Origin of the sequence: Methylobacterium platani, assembly GCF_001653715.1 — a bacterium.
GTDB classification, from domain to species: Bacteria; Pseudomonadota; Alphaproteobacteria; order Rhizobiales; family Beijerinckiaceae; genus Methylobacterium; species Methylobacterium platani.
Genome location: NZ_LWHQ01000039.1, coordinates 16,228 through 31,121, shown reverse-complemented (window position 1 = coordinate 31,121; position 14,894 = coordinate 16,228). Strand labels below are relative to the sequence as shown.

The 14,894-nt window shown below is 65.4% G+C and carries 18 protein-coding genes; 12 read left to right on the top strand and 6 right to left on the bottom strand.

The features are described 5' to 3' along the window. Positions 1 to 108: 108 nt before the first annotated feature. From A5481_RS19790 to A5481_RS19775, 5 genes are all read right to left on the bottom strand, one after another. Positions 109 to 918, bottom strand: coding sequence for a BRO-N domain-containing protein (locus A5481_RS19790; protein ID WP_048432632.1), 810 nt, complete (start codon positions 916 to 918; stop codon positions 109 to 111). A gap of 181 nt (positions 919 to 1,099) precedes the next feature. Next, positions 1,100 to 1,759 carry a helix-turn-helix transcriptional regulator gene (locus tag A5481_RS32670; protein ID WP_082172983.1) on the bottom strand — a complete coding sequence of 220 codons (660 nt, stop codon included), beginning with the start codon at positions 1,757 to 1,759 and terminating at the stop codon, positions 1,100 to 1,102. A gap of 410 nt (positions 1,760 to 2,169) precedes the next feature. Further along, positions 2,170 to 2,805, bottom strand: a complete 636-nt coding sequence (locus tag A5481_RS32665) for a DUF4145 domain-containing protein (RefSeq protein WP_197514214.1) — start codon at positions 2,803 to 2,805, stop codon at positions 2,170 to 2,172. A gap of 287 nt (positions 2,806 to 3,092) precedes the next feature. Further along, positions 3,093 to 3,404, bottom strand: coding sequence for a hypothetical protein (locus A5481_RS32660; RefSeq protein ID WP_082172985.1), 312 nt, complete (start codon positions 3,402 to 3,404; stop codon positions 3,093 to 3,095). A 342-nt stretch (positions 3,405 to 3,746) separates the two neighbouring features. Beyond that, the gene (locus A5481_RS19775; RefSeq protein ID WP_048432634.1) at positions 3,747 to 4,013 is read right to left on the bottom strand and encodes a hypothetical protein; all 267 of its coding nucleotides are present in this window, start codon (positions 4,011 to 4,013) and stop codon (positions 3,747 to 3,749) included. Positions 4,014 to 4,285: 272 nt separating this feature from the next. On the opposite strand from A5481_RS19775, the gene A5481_RS19770 reads away from it, so the two are divergent. The 10 genes from A5481_RS19770 (at position 4,286) to A5481_RS33735 (ending at position 11,409) form a co-directional block, all read left to right on the top strand. Continuing rightward, positions 4,286 to 4,645, top strand: coding sequence for a hypothetical protein (locus A5481_RS19770; protein WP_156311746.1), 360 nt, complete (start codon positions 4,286 to 4,288; stop codon positions 4,643 to 4,645). 3 nt (positions 4,646 to 4,648) lie between these two features. Further along, positions 4,649 to 4,963 carry a hypothetical protein gene (locus tag A5481_RS19765; protein ID WP_048432635.1) on the top strand — a complete coding sequence of 105 codons (315 nt, stop codon included), beginning with the start codon at positions 4,649 to 4,651 and terminating at the stop codon, positions 4,961 to 4,963. Next, positions 4,963 to 5,265 carry a hypothetical protein gene (locus A5481_RS19760; RefSeq protein WP_048432636.1) on the top strand — a complete coding sequence of 101 codons (303 nt, stop codon included), beginning with the start codon at positions 4,963 to 4,965 and terminating at the stop codon, positions 5,263 to 5,265. Before A5481_RS19765 ends, A5481_RS19760 begins: the two co-directional genes overlap by 1 nt. A gap of 86 nt (positions 5,266 to 5,351) precedes the next feature. Continuing rightward, positions 5,352 to 5,615 (top strand): hypothetical protein, encoded by a 264-nt coding sequence (locus A5481_RS19755; protein WP_048432637.1) that lies wholly within the window; start codon positions 5,352 to 5,354, stop codon positions 5,613 to 5,615. Next, positions 5,612 to 6,253: a helix-turn-helix domain-containing protein gene (locus A5481_RS19750; RefSeq protein WP_048432638.1), complete on the top strand. Its 642-nt coding sequence runs from the start codon at positions 5,612 to 5,614 to the stop codon at positions 6,251 to 6,253. The genes A5481_RS19755 and A5481_RS19750 overlap by 4 nt, the downstream gene beginning before the upstream one ends. Continuing rightward, complete coding sequence (locus tag A5481_RS19745) at positions 6,250 to 8,502, top strand: DEAD/DEAH box helicase (protein WP_053082273.1); 2,253 nt, start codon at positions 6,250 to 6,252, stop codon at positions 8,500 to 8,502. Before A5481_RS19750 ends, A5481_RS19745 begins: the two co-directional genes overlap by 4 nt. After that, on the top strand, positions 8,483 to 9,409 hold the full coding sequence (locus tag A5481_RS19740) for a DUF7146 domain-containing protein (RefSeq protein WP_048432639.1): 927 nt from the start codon (positions 8,483 to 8,485) through the stop codon (positions 9,407 to 9,409). Before A5481_RS19745 ends, A5481_RS19740 begins: the two co-directional genes overlap by 20 nt. A 35-nt stretch (positions 9,410 to 9,444) precedes the next feature. Next, on the top strand, positions 9,445 to 9,864 hold the full coding sequence (locus A5481_RS32655) for a Ros/MucR family transcriptional regulator (RefSeq protein WP_082172986.1): 420 nt from the start codon (positions 9,445 to 9,447) through the stop codon (positions 9,862 to 9,864). 27 nt (positions 9,865 to 9,891) lie between these two features. Beyond that, on the top strand, positions 9,892 to 10,773 hold the full coding sequence (locus A5481_RS33740) for a transcription termination/antitermination NusG family protein (protein ID WP_156311747.1): 882 nt from the start codon (positions 9,892 to 9,894) through the stop codon (positions 10,771 to 10,773). Positions 10,774 to 11,127: 354 nt separating this feature from the next. Next, positions 11,128 to 11,409 carry a hypothetical protein gene (locus A5481_RS33735; protein WP_156311748.1) on the top strand — a complete coding sequence of 94 codons (282 nt, stop codon included), beginning with the start codon at positions 11,128 to 11,130 and terminating at the stop codon, positions 11,407 to 11,409. 194 nt (positions 11,410 to 11,603) lie between these two features. Here A5481_RS33735 and A5481_RS19730 read toward each other — a convergent pair whose 3' ends face one another. Beyond that, positions 11,604 to 11,903 carry a hypothetical protein gene (locus A5481_RS19730; RefSeq protein WP_048432662.1) on the bottom strand — a complete coding sequence of 100 codons (300 nt, stop codon included), beginning with the start codon at positions 11,901 to 11,903 and terminating at the stop codon, positions 11,604 to 11,606. A 322-nt stretch (positions 11,904 to 12,225) separates the two neighbouring features. Between A5481_RS19730 and A5481_RS19725 the strand changes: the two genes are divergently transcribed. Continuing rightward, on the top strand, positions 12,226 to 12,858 hold the full coding sequence (locus A5481_RS19725) for a hypothetical protein (RefSeq protein WP_048432641.1): 633 nt from the start codon (positions 12,226 to 12,228) through the stop codon (positions 12,856 to 12,858). 34 nt (positions 12,859 to 12,892) lie between these two features. Further along, the gene (locus A5481_RS19720) at positions 12,893 to 14,893 is read left to right on the top strand and encodes a phage terminase large subunit family protein (RefSeq protein WP_245238692.1); all 2,001 of its coding nucleotides are present in this window, start codon (positions 12,893 to 12,895) and stop codon (positions 14,891 to 14,893) included. Position 14,894 lies beyond the last annotated feature (1 nt).

Genomic DNA, 14,894 nt, shown 5'->3' with positions numbered 1-14,894 from the left:
CTCCTGATGGGTCTGGCTGTGTGGGAAGAATGCGGGCGTGATGACCCGCGGGGTGACCCGTCCGGGCCGGCTCTCAGCCGACGAGGGCGGGAACTGGGAAGAAGAGGATCAGGCTACGGGCGCGTCGGCCGCAGTAGCCTCGCGCAGGGCGGCGACGATGTCGGCCGACCACTTAAGCTGGCGCACCGGCGTGCCGTCCGAATGCTTCTTGCTCGTGTCGAGGAAGACGGCGAAGCGCTCGCCCGCGGCGGTCGGAACCCAGTAGGGCCGATCCTTGGCGTCGCGCCGCCCCTCCTGGAAGCCGCGCTCGGCTAGCATGTTGTTGGTCGCGATGGCCGAGAGGCCGCCGATTTCCTTGCCGAGGTCGGTCGGGGTGAGAAGCGGGGCCTGCTGCGGCGCCAGGAGATGGGTCGCGCCCATCAGTGCCAGCGGATCGATGCCGGTGGTGGTCCGCGTCGCGCGGTTGGCTGCCAAAGCCGCTTGGTTGCGGTCGAGGCCGATCAGCTCGCCGATGGTGAAGTAGGAGCGGAAGGCGGTGGCGACCCCGGGCGCATCGGAGGGCTCGGCCGGCGCGTATGTGCCGGTCCGGCGGAGGCTCGGCAGCACGTCATGGAAGACCCAGCGCTGGAAGCGGGTAATGGCCTGCCGGATCTCGGCCGGGACAGAGTTCGTCGCCCGGCGCTGGAGGATGGCTCGATACAGGCCCGCCTCGCTGATGATGGCGACCGTCTGCTCGCCTCCAAGGGTACCCACCGTGTGGGTACCCTTCTCGTCATCGTCGAGCGTGCGGGTCAGCTTCTCAGCGTCCCGCTGACCGAGGATCGCCGCAGCGTCGGTGGCGACGAACCAGCTCTCGCCGTTCCGGTCGACCAAGCGCAGCGGCTTAGTCTCGAAATCGAAGGTGGTGAGCGCTCCCATCTCTCAACCCTCCATCTGTCGGGTGAGCGCATGGTCGGCGCACCGGAGTGCGGCCACGGCGAGGATGGGGACGAAGGGTGTGAGGTTGGGCAGCACGGGCGGCCTCCAGCGCCTCAACAGGAGGCGACAGAGAAATATAGCCATGCGGCTAAATCACCGTCAAGCACTCATAGCCGATCGGCTATGAATCTGGGACCCACTCCGGTGCCACCGGCCCTCCTTCGTCAAATACAGCAGCGTTGAATAGTGCCATCGATATAAAACCTAATTCCTCAATAATAATATCTTTTACAACGCTGCCTCCAACCACATTTACGTCGTATGTACCAATATTTTTCCCTCTCGAAAGAAACCCTAGAATCAATCCACTCCTGTCCTTGGCTCCAACAAGACACATTCTGCTGATAAAATCGTCTGCAGCGTCGTTGTCCTGCCATGTGACTTGAACAACGTCTCCTGTTTGAAAGAATGGAAAGCCGGCATCATCTTCAATAACAAACCAACTAGTTTCAGCTCTAGTGAACAGATCAATTTCTATATCAAGCGGATGCTCATATCTTTTTCCCTCCGCAGTGCTATAGAAATATCCTATTCCACCATTTTGCACATAGCCTGATACAAATATGTTTCTCCTGGTAATCTTATTCTTGTATATATCAAATTCACCAACGCCGAGAGCTTTGCCGATCCGAGCAGCCCACTCGTAAGTGAGCGCAATCTTTCCTCTTTCGAGTTTGGATATTGTAATCCAATGCGCTCCGACCGCTTCAGCGAGCTGCTGTTGCGTCATGCGCTTCTGCTTGCGGAGTTCCGCGATGCGATTCGGGGTTTCGGTGCTCATATAGCCAATTGGGCTAAATCCGCGGCTGGGTCCATATGTGGCAACGCTATGTCGCCCTTGACGCTATCATAGCCGATCGGCTATATCCGTAGTTGCGATGAGTAGCATTCTGTCACCCCGCGAATGGCGCGTTTCGCAAGGGCTGTCCCTTGCGGAGGCAGGTAGGCGAGCGGGCTCGGGAGGCATCAATCCCTCTCGCTCTTGGCAACGTTGGGAAAGAGGGGAGCGGTCTCCTCCTGCTTCCGTGATCGCTGAAGTAGAGCGCCTAAGTGAAGGTCGCGTCCGGGCAGTGGCGTGGGTTTATATCCGATCGCAGTACATAGAGACGTCGAGAGGGGCGAGATGAAGATGGGAATCTCCCCCGCGATCCAGAATGTGAGTGCGCCATGATACGCGCGCCTCGCATCCGCTCAGGCTCCATCGGCAGGCTCGGTCAACTTCCGCCTGATTTCGATCTCTTTAGGCAGCGTCACAGCGTAGCGAAGGAAGGCATCAGTGAAGTTGCGCGTCATTTCCATGTCAGTTTCAGTCATTGGCCCGTCGTCATGTACGGCTTCATTTCGAATGATGCGAACAGTTGTCGCCCAATCGCCTATTGTCGTCGGCAGGACATGGCGGCTGACAAGAGATTTGATGCGCTCGTTCAATGTGCCCTTGGCTTCGAAATGACGCTTGAGGGCAGCGTCCAGCGTCTGTCCGTACATAATCACGGCCATGTCCGCGTGGCGCTTGGCGTACGCATGTTCAGCCTGGACAAGCAACTGCTCCACTCGTGCGTCCAGATGCTCAGGAATGCGCGGTTTTTGCGGTTCAGGCCAAGCTTCGGCGACGTACATAGCGAAATGATCGCTGCTGCGTGTGTTTCCAGAAAAATCTACAATGATATTGTTAGCATCAGTGTGAGTTATTTCTTTCGTAAAACCAAATTTGATTGCCGTTGGTTCATGGCATTTGGGGCATATGGCAGCCCCGCTCGCGAAACGCTTTCTCAGGAGGTTCCCTTCTCCTGGTCGCAAAGGCGGCAGAAATATTCCGAATACTCTCATGGCCGGCATTTCAGTACCACAGTGAGAGCAGGGGTATATTACGATGCCCACTGAGCTTTCCTCCACGCAACGACACATGATTAACGCCGAACGGCAAGTTCGTGAGGCCCTGTCGTATCACAGTTCTGGCGAACGCCTTTCCGAACTTATGAGGGTTTGGCGCATGACAGCCCCTACTGAGCGCGACGCGCTTTTCGCCGTACTGGCAGCTCGACACACGCTCATCTCCAACCTTGACGGGGAAAACCCGTGATAATCCGCTCCCTCCTCTCCTGGCTGGATCAGCGTCACCCCTTCGGCATTCGCCCGCTTGGATCGTGCATCCGCTTTTCGCTGTGGCCGCAGGCCTCGCAAGTGTGGGTTCTCATCTGCACGCCCATGTCCCCAAAGGTGCGGTGCAGATCGACCTTGGTGATCTTCAGCGGTTTTTCGCAAAGCGGGCATGGGTCTGCAACTGGCACAGGGTTTTTTGCCTGTTCTTCCAAAACTGAGACACGTTCTTCTAGGGCCTTCACCTGCTTTGGAAGCGCTGACACTGTCTTCCAAATCGGTATTTGATCGAGGAGCTTGATGATGTCTCCGACTGAAATCCCGATCATATTTGAACCCCATAAGATCCTCAGGGATGACCAAGGCCTCACCTCGTGGCGCCCCGTCCTGACGAGCTTGAGTGTGCACGGCGTCGCGCAAGATCACAACGCGCGGCACCTTGTCGTGCGCGAGGATGGCGAGGAGCGATACCGCTTTCGCCTTGGTCGGGAGGATGCCGATCATCTGGCCCGCCTTCTCACCGGGGGGACGGCGTCGTGATCCGCCTCCTGTCCTGGCTGGATCGGCGGATCGATGCGCGATGTTCCGCGCATCGCGGTCGCGGCGCCGGACGGTGCGCGCGAATCGTTCGCCGCCCGGCGCTCGCACTTCTGAACAACCTCGTGTCGGGGTCAGGCCATGCCTCCCTTCCACGCCCTGGTCTGCTCGGTCAGCTTCGCCACCACTTCGTGCAGCAGCACCATCGCGGCCCGGATCAGATCGACTGTCGGCACGCTGTGGGCCAGCAGCCAGACCGTGATGTCGAATCCTCTGCCCTCCCGCTCGACCCGGAAGGTGATCACGTAGGTCTCCGGGCCGAAGGGGTCGTCGTCCTCGAACTCGACGCGCGTCAGTTCGATCGTGAAGTCCTGATCGGGGTCGGTCTCGCGTCCGGTCATGGCCGGCTCCTTTCATCGATGCCGGCGGCGGGATTGGAGCGCGCTTCGCTCCCAGGGCGCGTGCCGGCGTCGGCGCTGGCGCGCCCGTTCCTTGTGTTTGCGTCTCGTCTCGGCGGCCCGCGCCGCGCCCGGTCCTGCCAGGGTGGTGCGCGGCGTGGCCTCCGTCTCCGTCAACTCATCCTCGGGGCATCTCCTCATCTGGCACCTCCGTCACGACCCGGATCGTGGCGGAGGTGGATTGGGAGATGTCCCAAAAGTCTTGGGAGCAGCGCGTGACCGCGTTCCTGCTTGAGGCGGCCGAGGGCCTGCGCGAGATCGCGCAGCCGGTCGGCAACGACAGCATCAAGGTTCAGATTGGCCGTGCCGCTCGGCGGGCCGGGCTCTCGTACTGGCGGGCCTTCGACCTCTGGTACCGCAAGGCCCGGTGCGTCCAGGCCGCGGAGATCGAGGCGATCCGAGCGGCGCGTGCGGCCCGCACTCGGGAGAGATCAGATGAGTACGCCTCGTTGGCAGCAGACTTCGAAGCGCTGGCGGAACGCATGTCCCGCCTCTCTGCGGGATCGGCTCGGGCGGATGCTGCTGCGTTCCGGGCGGTGGCTCGCCGCACTCGGCGTCTGGCTGATGGAGAGTGACCCGTGACCGCTCCTGCCCCTGCTCTCGCCCCTGACGCGCCGGATGCCGGGTTCGCCCCGGCCCGCGACTATCGGGACCGGCTGTTCCGGGCCTGGGTCGACGCCAAGCGGATCGCCGCCGACAGCGACGACCCGGCCGACCACGCCGCGGTCGGTACGGCCTACACCACGTTCATGCGGGCTCACCTCGCCCGCGACGAGCGTGACCACCTGGCGCTCGAGGATGAGGTCTCCCGCTTGACGACCGAGAACCTGCGGCTGCGGGGTGCGATCCTCGCTGCGGCCGCGGCAGTCGCCCTGCCCGAGGCCGCCGAGTGATGGCCGAGGACAAAGCCATCACCATCCTGGCGAGCGATCGGCCGATCTCGGGCTCCCGGCTCGACCAGCTGATCCGCTGGTATGACGCCCAGGCCCGATCGGAAGATCGGCTCGCCGACGAACTCGCTGGCACTGACCTGACCGAGGCCGCCGCGCGGAACCGGTCCCGGGCCCGCGCCCACCGTGACACGGTCCTGGCGCTCTCGCTGCTGCAGCCGACACCCGAGCCACCGGCCCCCGAGTTCCGGGGCCACCTGACCCCCAGGGAGCGGCCGAGGGCGCAGGTGCGCGCCCCGCCGTGACCGCCCGCGCCTGAGGGCGCCCCTACCCGTCCCATCCGCCGAAACCTGCAACCGACCGCATCAGCGGTTCTCGGAACGGTCTCGCCATGCCCGAACTCAAGACACAGCTTCGCGCCGACCCGAGCCTCTACGCCGCCGCCGACGCGGCGCTGTATGCCCTCCGCCAGGATTTGGTCCGTCGGGCCCGCGAGGCGGGCGACTACCGGATGGTGGTCGATTTCGGCGACTGCCTGCTCCGCTACGGCGGCTCCACCATTGCCAAGGCCTCGAGCATGCCGGCCGCCGCCGAGCATGCCTACCGTGTGGCCGATGATCTGGTCGCCGCCTCCATGCAGGGAGGCGACCAATGAGCGTCGTCGCAGCCAGATGGGCCAAGCGCCAGCGCGTGCGCACCACCTGCCGGGTCGTCCTCAACGCCCTGGCCGACTACGCCGACAAGGCGGGCCGGTGCTGGCCTTCGCAGGCCACGCTGGCCGTCGAGACCGGCCTTGCGGTCCGTACCATCCGCCTCGTCCTGGCCGAATTGACCGCCGCCGGGATCATCGCCCGGACGCACCGCGGCAATGGCATGGGCGGGCGCGCCACGGACCTGATCGTCCTCAGCCTCGAGGGGGACTTCGACCTCGTCGCGGTGCCGGTCGAGCCTCTGGACGAGCCCGAACCGGCCCACTCCGCAGCCTGCGATTTACCGGCAGACGATGCCGCTAAGTCCGGGGACAGTTACCGGCATATCAAGGACGGGTTAGCGGCATCTCACGGTCGGGTTAGCGGCACCACGTGCCGGGGAAAGAACCTACCAAGAACTACCATGAACCTTATTCCTAGCCGTGAGAAGAGGTTTCAGGATGTGGAGCAGGTAGGCGCGACCCGCCGCCCCGGACCCCCCTTCGACCCGTTTGGCGACGACGCTTTTGGCCCAAGCTCCCCCCTCGGCTTGGACAGCCCGGCCTGGGATGACCTCGACGTCGCCGCAGGGAGCGACCGATGAGCCGGCAGCTTCGCCCCCATCAGGTCGCGATCATCGACCGCCTCCGGGCCTCGCTCCGCAGCGGCCGGCGCCGCCCCATGGTCCAAGCTCCAACAGGTGCGGGCAAGACCGTCGTGGGTGCGGCGCTGGTGAAGGGCTCCCTGGCGAAGGGCAAGCGGATCCTGTTCGTTGTTCCTGCTTTGTCCCTCATCGATCAGACCGTCCGGTCGTTTTTCAGCGAGGGGATCCACGACGTGGGGGTGATCCAGGGCAGCCACCCGATGACCGACGCGAGCAAGCCGGTGCAGGTCGCGTCGATCCAGACCCTGCAGCGCCGGGCAATCCCGCCGTTCGACATCGTCGTGGTCGACGAGGCGCATCGCTGGTTTGAGATGCTGGGCGTGTGGATGGCCGATCCGGCCTGGCAGCGTGTCCCGTTCGTCGGCCTCTCGGCGACGCCGTGGACGAAGGGCCTGGGCAAATTCTACGACGACCTGATCCAGGTCACGACCACCGGCGAGTTGATCGAGGCCGGGTACCTCTCGCCCTTCCGGGTCTACGCCCCGTCGCACCCCGATCTTTCCGACGTCCGCACGGTCGCCGGGGACTACCACGAGGGCGACCTGGGCGAGGCGATGAACCAGGCCAGCCTCGTCGCCGACGTCGTCCAGACTTGGCTCCGGCGGGGTGAGAACCGCCCGACCTTCATCTTCGCCGTTGATCGGCCGCACGCCAAGCACCTCCAGGCGCAGTTCCAGGCGGCCGGTGTAGCGACGGGCTACATCGACGCCTACACCGGCAGCGAGGAGCGCGAATCGCTGTTCCGGCAGTTCACCCGCGGCGAGCTGAAGGCCATCGCGAGTGTCGGGTGCCTGACCACCGGCGTGGACCTCGACGTGCGCTGCATCGTGCTGGCGCGGCCGACCAAGTCCGAGATGCTGTTCGTCCAGATCATCGGGCGCGGCCTGCGGACGGCGCCGGGCAAGGCCGATTGCATTGCTCGCAGCGCTCTCATCCTGACGGATCGCGGCGAGGTGCCGATCGAGCAGGTGACGCTCGCTGATCGTGTCTGGGACGGCGTGGCCTTCGTCCAGCATGCCGGGGCCGTCTGCAAGGGCGTGCAGCCCGTGATCACGTACGATGGCCTTACCGCAACCCCCGACCACGAGGTGATGACCGATGATGGCTGGCTCCCGCTCGCGGAGGCGCATCGTCGACGCCTCCGGATCGCTCGCACCGCTGTGGGTGGGTACCCGGTTTGGTTCGCTGGTGATCGCGTCGGTGGCGACGGAAGGCAAGGCTTCGGACCTGCGGGTCGAGGTGCGCTGCGACCGGTGCGGAATGACGCACATGGGGCGCTTTCACAACCTGCGGAAACGCCCTGGAACGCAGGCATGCCCGCATTGCAATGGCAGGGAGACGGTCACGGTACCGGGATGGCTGTATCGGCGCTGCCAAGCGCAGCAGGATCGCTGCAACAATCCGCGATCCACCTCCTTCGAGCGGTACGGCGGGCGTGGGATCGAATTTCGGTTCGCTGGTCCGAACGAGGCCGCGCGCTGGATCGAAGAGAATCTGGGCATCGCGGATCGCACGATGCAAATCGACCGGATCAACAACAATGGGCATTACGAACCCGGAAATCTCCGATGGGCGACATCCAAGGAGAACATGCAGAACCAGAGACCCAAGAGGCGGAGGTCTGGGACATACTCAACGCAGGTCCAAGGCAGCGATTCACCGCGAATGGTCTTCTAGTACACAACTGTATTATTTTAGACCACTCGGACACGCACCTGCGGCTCGGGTTCGTGACCGACATCCACCACGACCGGCTCGACGATGGCCGGGAGCGGCAGAAGCGCGACGCGAGGGAGCGTCCGGAGCCTCTGCCGAAGGAGTGCTCTGCCTGCAGCTTCCTCAAGCCGCCGAAGGTTCACGTCTGCCCTGCCTGCGGCTTCAAGCCGGAGAAGCAGAGCGAGATCCAGTGCGAGGACGGCGAGCTCGTCGAGGTGCGGCCGCTCAAGGCGAGGGCCAAGACGCTCGAGAAGGCTGACCTGTTCGGGCAGCTCAAGCTCGTGGGCCGGCGCCGGGGCTACTCGGCCGGCTGGGCTTCGAACCAGTTCCGCGAACTGACGGGCGTCTGGCCCAACCACTACCGCGACGCCCCGGAGGTCGAACCCACCCCCGAGATCCTGAGCTGGGTCAAATCGCGCGCGATCGCCTTCGCCAGGAAGCGGGAGGTCCACCATGTCCAGGCCGCTGAGTGAACGCGCCAGTGGCCGGTGGTCCGAACTCCTGCCGCTCCTCGGGGTGGATCGGAAGTACCTCACCGCGAAGCAAGGCCCCTGCCCGCTCTGCAACGGCAGGACCCGGTTTCGCTTCGACGACCTCGAAGGTCGCGGCACCTGGATCTGCAACCACTGCGGGCCCGGCGACGGCCCGACGTTGGCGATACGGGTGCTGGGCATCTCGTTCAGGGAGGTGGCCGAGCGCGTCGATGCCCTCATCGGCACGGTCCCAGCGCGCCCGGTGCGGGCAAAGCGCTCCCCCGACGACTGCCGGGAGCGGCTGAACCGCCTGTGGCGGTCCTCGAAGCCGGTGCAGCCGGGCGACCCTGTCGCACGATACCTCGCGCGGCGCGTCGGCCTGGCGACCGTCCCGGCTTGCCTGCGCACGGTCCGCCGCCTTCGCTACCAGGACGAGACGCCCTCCTGGCACCCGGCCATGCTCGCCATGGTCACCGGGCCTGACGGCGCACCGGCCACGATCCACCGGACCTATCTAACTGAGGACGGCAGGAAGGCCCCTGTCGAGGACCCGCGCCGTATGATGCCCGGTACCATCCCGGCCGGCGCCGCGATTCGCCTCTTCGACCCCGGCCCGGTCCTGGGGATCGCCGAGGGGATCGAAACCGCATGCGCCGCAGCATCCCTGTTCGGCATTCCGTGCTGGGCCGCGATCAACTCCACCCTTCTCGCGAAGTGGGAGCCACCACTGAATGTCGATCAGGTTGTCATTTTTGGAGACACAGATGCCGCTTACGCAGGACAGGCCGCGGCATACGCGCTCGCTCATCGACTTTCCCGCACATTTTCCAGTGTGAGAGTTGAAATGCCTCGCGAGGTTGGTAGGGATTGGTGCGACATCTTAGCGGACGAACTGGCCGCCGCTTGATTCATCATACCGTGACCCAGTGCAGGAATATTTTCATGAGCGACAACGGTGCCCCCTTGGAGGATTTTGTCAGCCTCGCTGCCGACATCGTGTCAGCTTATGTGGCGAAGAACAGCGTGCCTCCGGGTGAGTTGGCGGATCTGATCGCCTCGACATACGCGGCGTTGGCGAAACTGGCCGCGCCGTCGAAGCCAGAGCCAGTGAAGCTTGAGCCGCCGGTGCCGATCAGGAAGAGCGTCACCCCGGATTACCTGATCAGTCTTGAGGATGGTCGCCAGTACAAATCGCTGAAAAGGCATTTGACGAGCCGTGGTCTCACCCCCGACGATTACCGTCAGAAATGGGGACTGCCGCGCGATTACCCGATGGTTGCTGCTAATTATGCAGCTTCCCGCTCCGAACTTGCCAAAAGCAGCGGCCTCGGCCAATCCCGGCGTAAGGCGCGCCCTGCCTGATCTGCGATCCAAGCAATCGCGTAATGCATGATCACACGGCGGAAGGACGAGCCTGATCGGCGCCGTTTCCGCACCAGCCTCGACACGTACCCATGGCGCACCGGTCATCTCATGGCCGGTGTTTTCGACGACGGCAAAGCGGGCGACTTCACGGCCGTGGAACTCGGGCTCATCACCGGGCCGGTCACCCAACCTTTGCCGTCTCTTACAGCCAGTTTCGAGATGGGAGCGTGTCATGATCAAGAAGCAGCAAACCGTTCTTCACGAGGTCGGGCTGACGAGCGAGGCGGCCTGATGTCCCGCCGCTCAATCGCTTTTGCCCAAGCTGCCGGTGAAGCGACCGACGCGCCCCTGCTGCCGGCCGAGCCGGCCCTGCGCCTCGGTGCCCGCTGCCGGTGGCCGCGGGACAGCCGTCGGGAAACAGCCGTGGCCCAGGCCGCCGGCGAGCCCAACCCGGTCCGCTGGCACGCCGCCGTGACCAATCCGGGGTGCGAGGTCATGGTGCGCGACGCCATGGCCCGCAGGGGCGTGGACACGGTGCTGCCGATGCTCCGGTTCTGGCGGGTGCGGCATCGCAAGCGGATCATCGCCGAGCGTCCACTGATGGCCCGCATCGTGGTGTTCGGGCTCGATCGCACGACACAGCACATCGCCGGCATCTACGGCCTGGAGCGGATCGTCAGGGGGGCGTCGGATCGGTGGGCGGTTCTGAGCCTGGACGAGGTTCAAGATCTGCGTCTGCGCATCCTCCGGGGCGAGTTCGACGCCACGCTGAGGCAAACTGATCCGCAGATGGAGGTGCCGCCACTGATCCGTCACCTCGTTTCGATCGGCGCCCTACCCTACTCAGCCACCTGCACCCATAAGGCCGCGCGGAACTTGGGCTTGAAATTCAAGGATGTAGCGTGATATCGGGAGGTGTCCGCACGGCAGTGGCTTCGCACCTGCTGTGCGTTAGCTTTGGCGGCGGTGCATTCGTCGGGTGCACAAGATGTGCCCTGGTTGAACCCCCAGCCAATCAGGGGATCTGCAGATTGGACCCCGGCATACGGAGGTGCACAGCACCATGGCGAGGCGGCCAGCGTAGCTATCCCCGTTCGTTAGTTTCCTTCGGCCCTACTGGAAGCCGTGCATGGGACAGGCCGGGCGCGTGTCATCTACATCCCGCCTCCCCCCAGCTTCACGGCTTGCCAACCATGGGGAAGCAACGCCGAGAACCTTGAGCCGCCTCGCCGCTTGTCCCGTCGGAAGGGACAGACGCAGATGTTCTTCATCGCAATGGCAGCGTTCGGGACAGGGATGGCCGCAGGGGCGTGGCTGATAGGTGAAAGCCTCACCGCAATAGCAGCCGGGATGGGACTTGCGGGCACTATCAGCGGCCTTGGCGCTCGCTTGTTGCTGACGATTGCTACTCGCGAGTGTCAGTCGCTCAAGGATGATGGCCAAGAGGAAGCCATCTCAGTTTGCCAGTTTTTCCCTTTTGCCCGTTCCATGCTACCGCCCTTGGGTCGCTTCGAGTATCGCCCCCGCGACCTCACGCGATAGGCAGGCCGGGCCGGCGCAGTCTGAACAGCTTCCCGTTGTGCCCTGGCCTGCCGCCCGCATCACTCATTCCTCCCAAGGCGCGAAACCGTAAGTTCTTCGCCCACACCGCTACTGCGCCTAAGGTGTCAGGGTCTCTGACCGGCCATTCCATGCCGCAGACCGCCTGGCATGGAATGACCGCACAAGATGCCCTTTCAGGAGACCTTCTCACCGTGGAAGGTCTTTATGGAATCCATGACCTTGTCGGCGTTCGCGTCATCGACGTGGACCGAAACCCTCACCTTCCCGTGAAGCGCGGGCTCACCGTCCGTATCGGCCTTCAGGTGACCCTTCTCGACATCCGCTCGTGCCGCCTCCGTCCCGGCCGTGTTCTCGCTTGAGGCCGGTCCGATGCTGACGGCCTTACGGTCAAGGTCGTGCTCCTGCACGATGTGCTCGACTGCCATCTCGGCATCGCGTCTCGATTTGAAATCGGCAGTGATGGTCTTCGACATGGGGAACTCCCGGGGTTCGTGGATGCAGGTCGGCAACAAGCCCCCGGAGGGAAAGTTCAGCCCGACACCTCGCTCGGTCAGGCCCACCACGACAGCAGCTCGTCCTGGGGTGGGTCGAGCGGCAGCGGGTCGTGCTCCTCGTCCTCGGACAGTGGCTGGTCGAGCGGCGGTAGGTCGGACTGACCCCGCCCCGAAGTGCCAGGGCCCCTGGGGGGTATGGACCTATACGGGTGGTCGGGGCCCCCGAGTTTCCTAGCGCCAGGACCCCAAAACCCGTGAACGGTGTACGGTGAACGCCCCAAGTGAACGCCCCGCCGCGACGATGACCCAAGCCGAGTTCGCCCGGCACCGCGGCGTCTCGAAGGCGATCGTCACGAAGTGGAAGGGGCAGGGACTGCTGGCTCTGGCCGCGGACGGCCGGGTCGAGGTCGAGGCCACCGAATGGAACCTCGACCAGCGCCCCGCCATCAATCGGGGCGGCACGACACACCGCCCGATCCGCGCCATCCCGCGAGCCGAGCCCGATCCTCGGGAGCGCCAGGCATCGCGGCCGAGCAAGGCGGACCATCGGGGCTGCGTCCCGCAGCCGAGCCGGCTCGAGCCGGACGGCAACGACGAGCCCCCGGAGTTCGACCCGGAGAACCCGAACCTCTCGCTCGCCGCGGCCGCGCAGCGGAAGGAGAACCATCTCGGCCTGCTCCGCCGGCAGGAATACCTGACCAAGCAGGGCAAGCTGGTCGACCGCGCCGAGGCCGAGGCCGCTTTCTTCGATGAGGCTCGGGCGATGCGGGACGCTTGGCTCGCCTGGCCGGCCCGGGTCGGCATCGAGATGGCGGACGCGCTGAAGGTCGATGCCCGGACGCTGACCCAGGTCCTCGCCACCTATGTCCAACAGCACCTCGCCGAGCTTGGCGAGCCCAGCAGCCCCAATCTCGGCTCCCCCGAGCCCGGCTGATACGGCCAGCCTACGCCGGTCCTGGCGGCGCGGCATGACCCCACCGCCGAACCTCGACGTAGTGCAGTGGGCGGAGCGGTACCGGAAGCTCAGCAAGGAGAGCTCGAACGGCGGCAAGTTCTTCGTGTCGCGGGTGGAGGTCGCCCGCGGCCCGATGCTCTGGGCCACCGAGCCCGGGGTCAGCAAGATCACGCTGATGGCGTGCACCCAGCTTCTGAAGACGACGCTCATCGAGAACGTCATCGGCCGCTTCGCCCACGTCGATCCCTGCCCGATGCTCGGGGTGTTCCCGAAGGACGACGCGGCCGAGACCTTTTCGAAGGACCGGCTGGCGCCGATGATCCGGGACACGAAGGTGCTGACCGACCTGTTCGGCGAGGCCAAGTCCCGGGACGCCGGCGCGACCCTGTCGCACAAGCAGTTCCCGGGCGGGCACATCACCCTGGTGGGCGCGAACAGCCCGACCAACCTCGCGATGCGGCCGATCCGGCTCCTGGTCTGCGACGAGATCGACAAGTACCCCCTCTCCGCCGGTGGAGAGGGGCCGCCGATCGACCTCGCCGAGGAGCGGCAAGCCGAGTTCAAGGCGAACAGCCTGACGGTGGTGGCCTGCTCGCCGACGATCGCCGGGCGCTCGGCCATCGAAGCGAGCTACGAGGAGAGCGACCAGCGCAAGGCCTTCGTCCGCTGCCCGCACCCGGGCTGCGGCGCTTGGCAGTCGCTGGAATGGGAGCGGGTCCGGTTCGAGAAGGACGAAGCTGGAAAGATCCGCTCCGAGACGGCGCGGTACGAGTGCGAGGCCTGCGACCAGCCGTGGACCGAGGCCCAGCGCCTGGCCGCGCTGAAGCGCATCGAGTGGCGGCAGACCCGGCCCTTCACCTGCTGCGGTGAGCCGCAGACGCCGGAGCGGTGGGCGCCCCTGGCGCACGGCGTGCGGCGGGCGCTCTGCCGCCACTGCGGCGCGCAGGCGGTGCCGAACGAGCATGCTGGCGGCGTCGCCTCGAAACTCTATGCGCCCAAGCAGACGATCCGGGAGACGGTGGCGAAGTTCGCCCGGGCGCTGCGACGGGGGCCGGAGACGTTGCGGACGTTCTTCAACACGCAGCTCGCCCGCACATGGAAGGAAGGCGCCGACGCGCCGGACTGGCACGACGTCTACGCCCGGCGCGACACCTACCTGTCGGGCACGGTCTGCCGGGCCGCGCTGATCCTGTTCGCCGGGGTCGACGTCCAGAAGGACCGCCTCGAGGTCGGGGTCTGGGGCTTCGGGCGGAACCGGGAGCGGTGGCTGGTCGAGCATCGGGTGCTGCCCGGACCGACGAACCGCCCGGAGGTCTGGGCCGACCTGGAAGCCATGTTCGAGGAGACATGGCAGCACGAGGCCGGCGCCGAGATGGCGGTGCGGGACTGGGGCATCGATTCGAGCGGCTTCACCGCCGAGGTCTACGCATTCGTCCGCTCCCAGGGCGGGCGCGGCAACGTGCACGCGGTCGATGGCCAGGACAGCTATGCGTCGGCCTTCCTCGGCGTGGGGGCGAAGGACACCACCCCCGCCGGCAAGAAGCTGCGGCGCGGGCTGAGGACGATCCGGGTGGGCGCGTCGTTCGCCAAGCAAGAAATCATGGGCTGCCTCGCGCTGCAGCGTCCGGCCGAGGGCAACCCCTTCCCGGCCGGCTTCGTCCACCTGCCGCGCGACGTGCCAGAGGATCAGGTCAAGCAGCTGACCGCCGAGGAACTGGTCACCCACGTCACGCGCGGCCGCACCAGGCGCGAGTGGGTGCCGATCGGCGGCCGGCGCAACGAGGTGCTGGACTGCGCGAACTACGCCCGCGGCCTCGCCGCGATGCGCGGGTGGGACCGGTGGCGGGAACTGCACTGGCGCGACCTCGAGGCGGCGCTGGGCATCGAGCGGGTCCGCCCAGCGGCCGAGGAAGCACCGCTGACGCCCGCGGTCGCTGCCGGCACCCTGGCCGCTCGGAACCTGCAACGACGCGCCGTCCGGCGCAGCCGGGTCAACAACCGGCCCACGAGGTGAG

Bases quoted from the DNA above. Each gene is read 5' to 3' on its own strand.
- A5481_RS32660 (WP_082172985.1), bottom strand. From the start codon at position 3,404: ATGATCGGGATTTCAGTCGGAGACATCATCAAGCTCCTCGATCAAATA.
- A5481_RS19720 (WP_245238692.1), top strand. From the start codon at position 12,893: ATGACCCCACCGCCGAACCTCGACGTAGTGCAGTGGGCGGAGCGGTAC.
- A5481_RS33740 (WP_156311747.1), top strand. From the start codon at position 9,892: ATGATCACACGGCGGAAGGACGAGCCTGATCGGCGCCGTTTCCGCACC.
- A5481_RS19730 (WP_048432662.1), bottom strand. From the start codon at position 11,903: ATGTCGAAGACCATCACTGCCGATTTCAAATCGAGACGCGATGCCGAG.
- A5481_RS19755 (WP_048432637.1), top strand. From the start codon at position 5,352: ATGCCCGAACTCAAGACACAGCTTCGCGCCGACCCGAGCCTCTACGCC.
- A5481_RS19775 (WP_048432634.1), bottom strand. From the start codon at position 4,013: ATGACCGGACGCGAGACCGACCCCGATCAGGACTTCACGATCGAACTG.
- A5481_RS19790 (WP_048432632.1), bottom strand. From the start codon at position 918: ATGGGAGCGCTCACCACCTTCGATTTCGAGACTAAGCCGCTGCGCTTG.
- A5481_RS32655 (WP_082172986.1), top strand. From the start codon at position 9,445: ATGAGCGACAACGGTGCCCCCTTGGAGGATTTTGTCAGCCTCGCTGCC.
- A5481_RS19750 (WP_048432638.1), top strand. From the start codon at position 5,612: ATGAGCGTCGTCGCAGCCAGATGGGCCAAGCGCCAGCGCGTGCGCACC.
- A5481_RS19725 (WP_048432641.1), top strand. From the start codon at position 12,226: ATGACCCAAGCCGAGTTCGCCCGGCACCGCGGCGTCTCGAAGGCGATC.
- A5481_RS19745 (WP_053082273.1), top strand. From the start codon at position 6,250: ATGAGCCGGCAGCTTCGCCCCCATCAGGTCGCGATCATCGACCGCCTC.
- A5481_RS19740 (WP_048432639.1), top strand. From the start codon at position 8,483: ATGTCCAGGCCGCTGAGTGAACGCGCCAGTGGCCGGTGGTCCGAACTC.
- A5481_RS32665 (WP_197514214.1), bottom strand. From the start codon at position 2,805: ATGAGAGTATTCGGAATATTTCTGCCGCCTTTGCGACCAGGAGAAGGG.
- A5481_RS32670 (WP_082172983.1), bottom strand. From the start codon at position 1,759: ATGAGCACCGAAACCCCGAATCGCATCGCGGAACTCCGCAAGCAGAAG.
- A5481_RS19760 (WP_048432636.1), top strand. From the start codon at position 4,963: ATGGCCGAGGACAAAGCCATCACCATCCTGGCGAGCGATCGGCCGATC.
- A5481_RS33735 (WP_156311748.1), top strand. From the start codon at position 11,128: ATGTTCTTCATCGCAATGGCAGCGTTCGGGACAGGGATGGCCGCAGGG.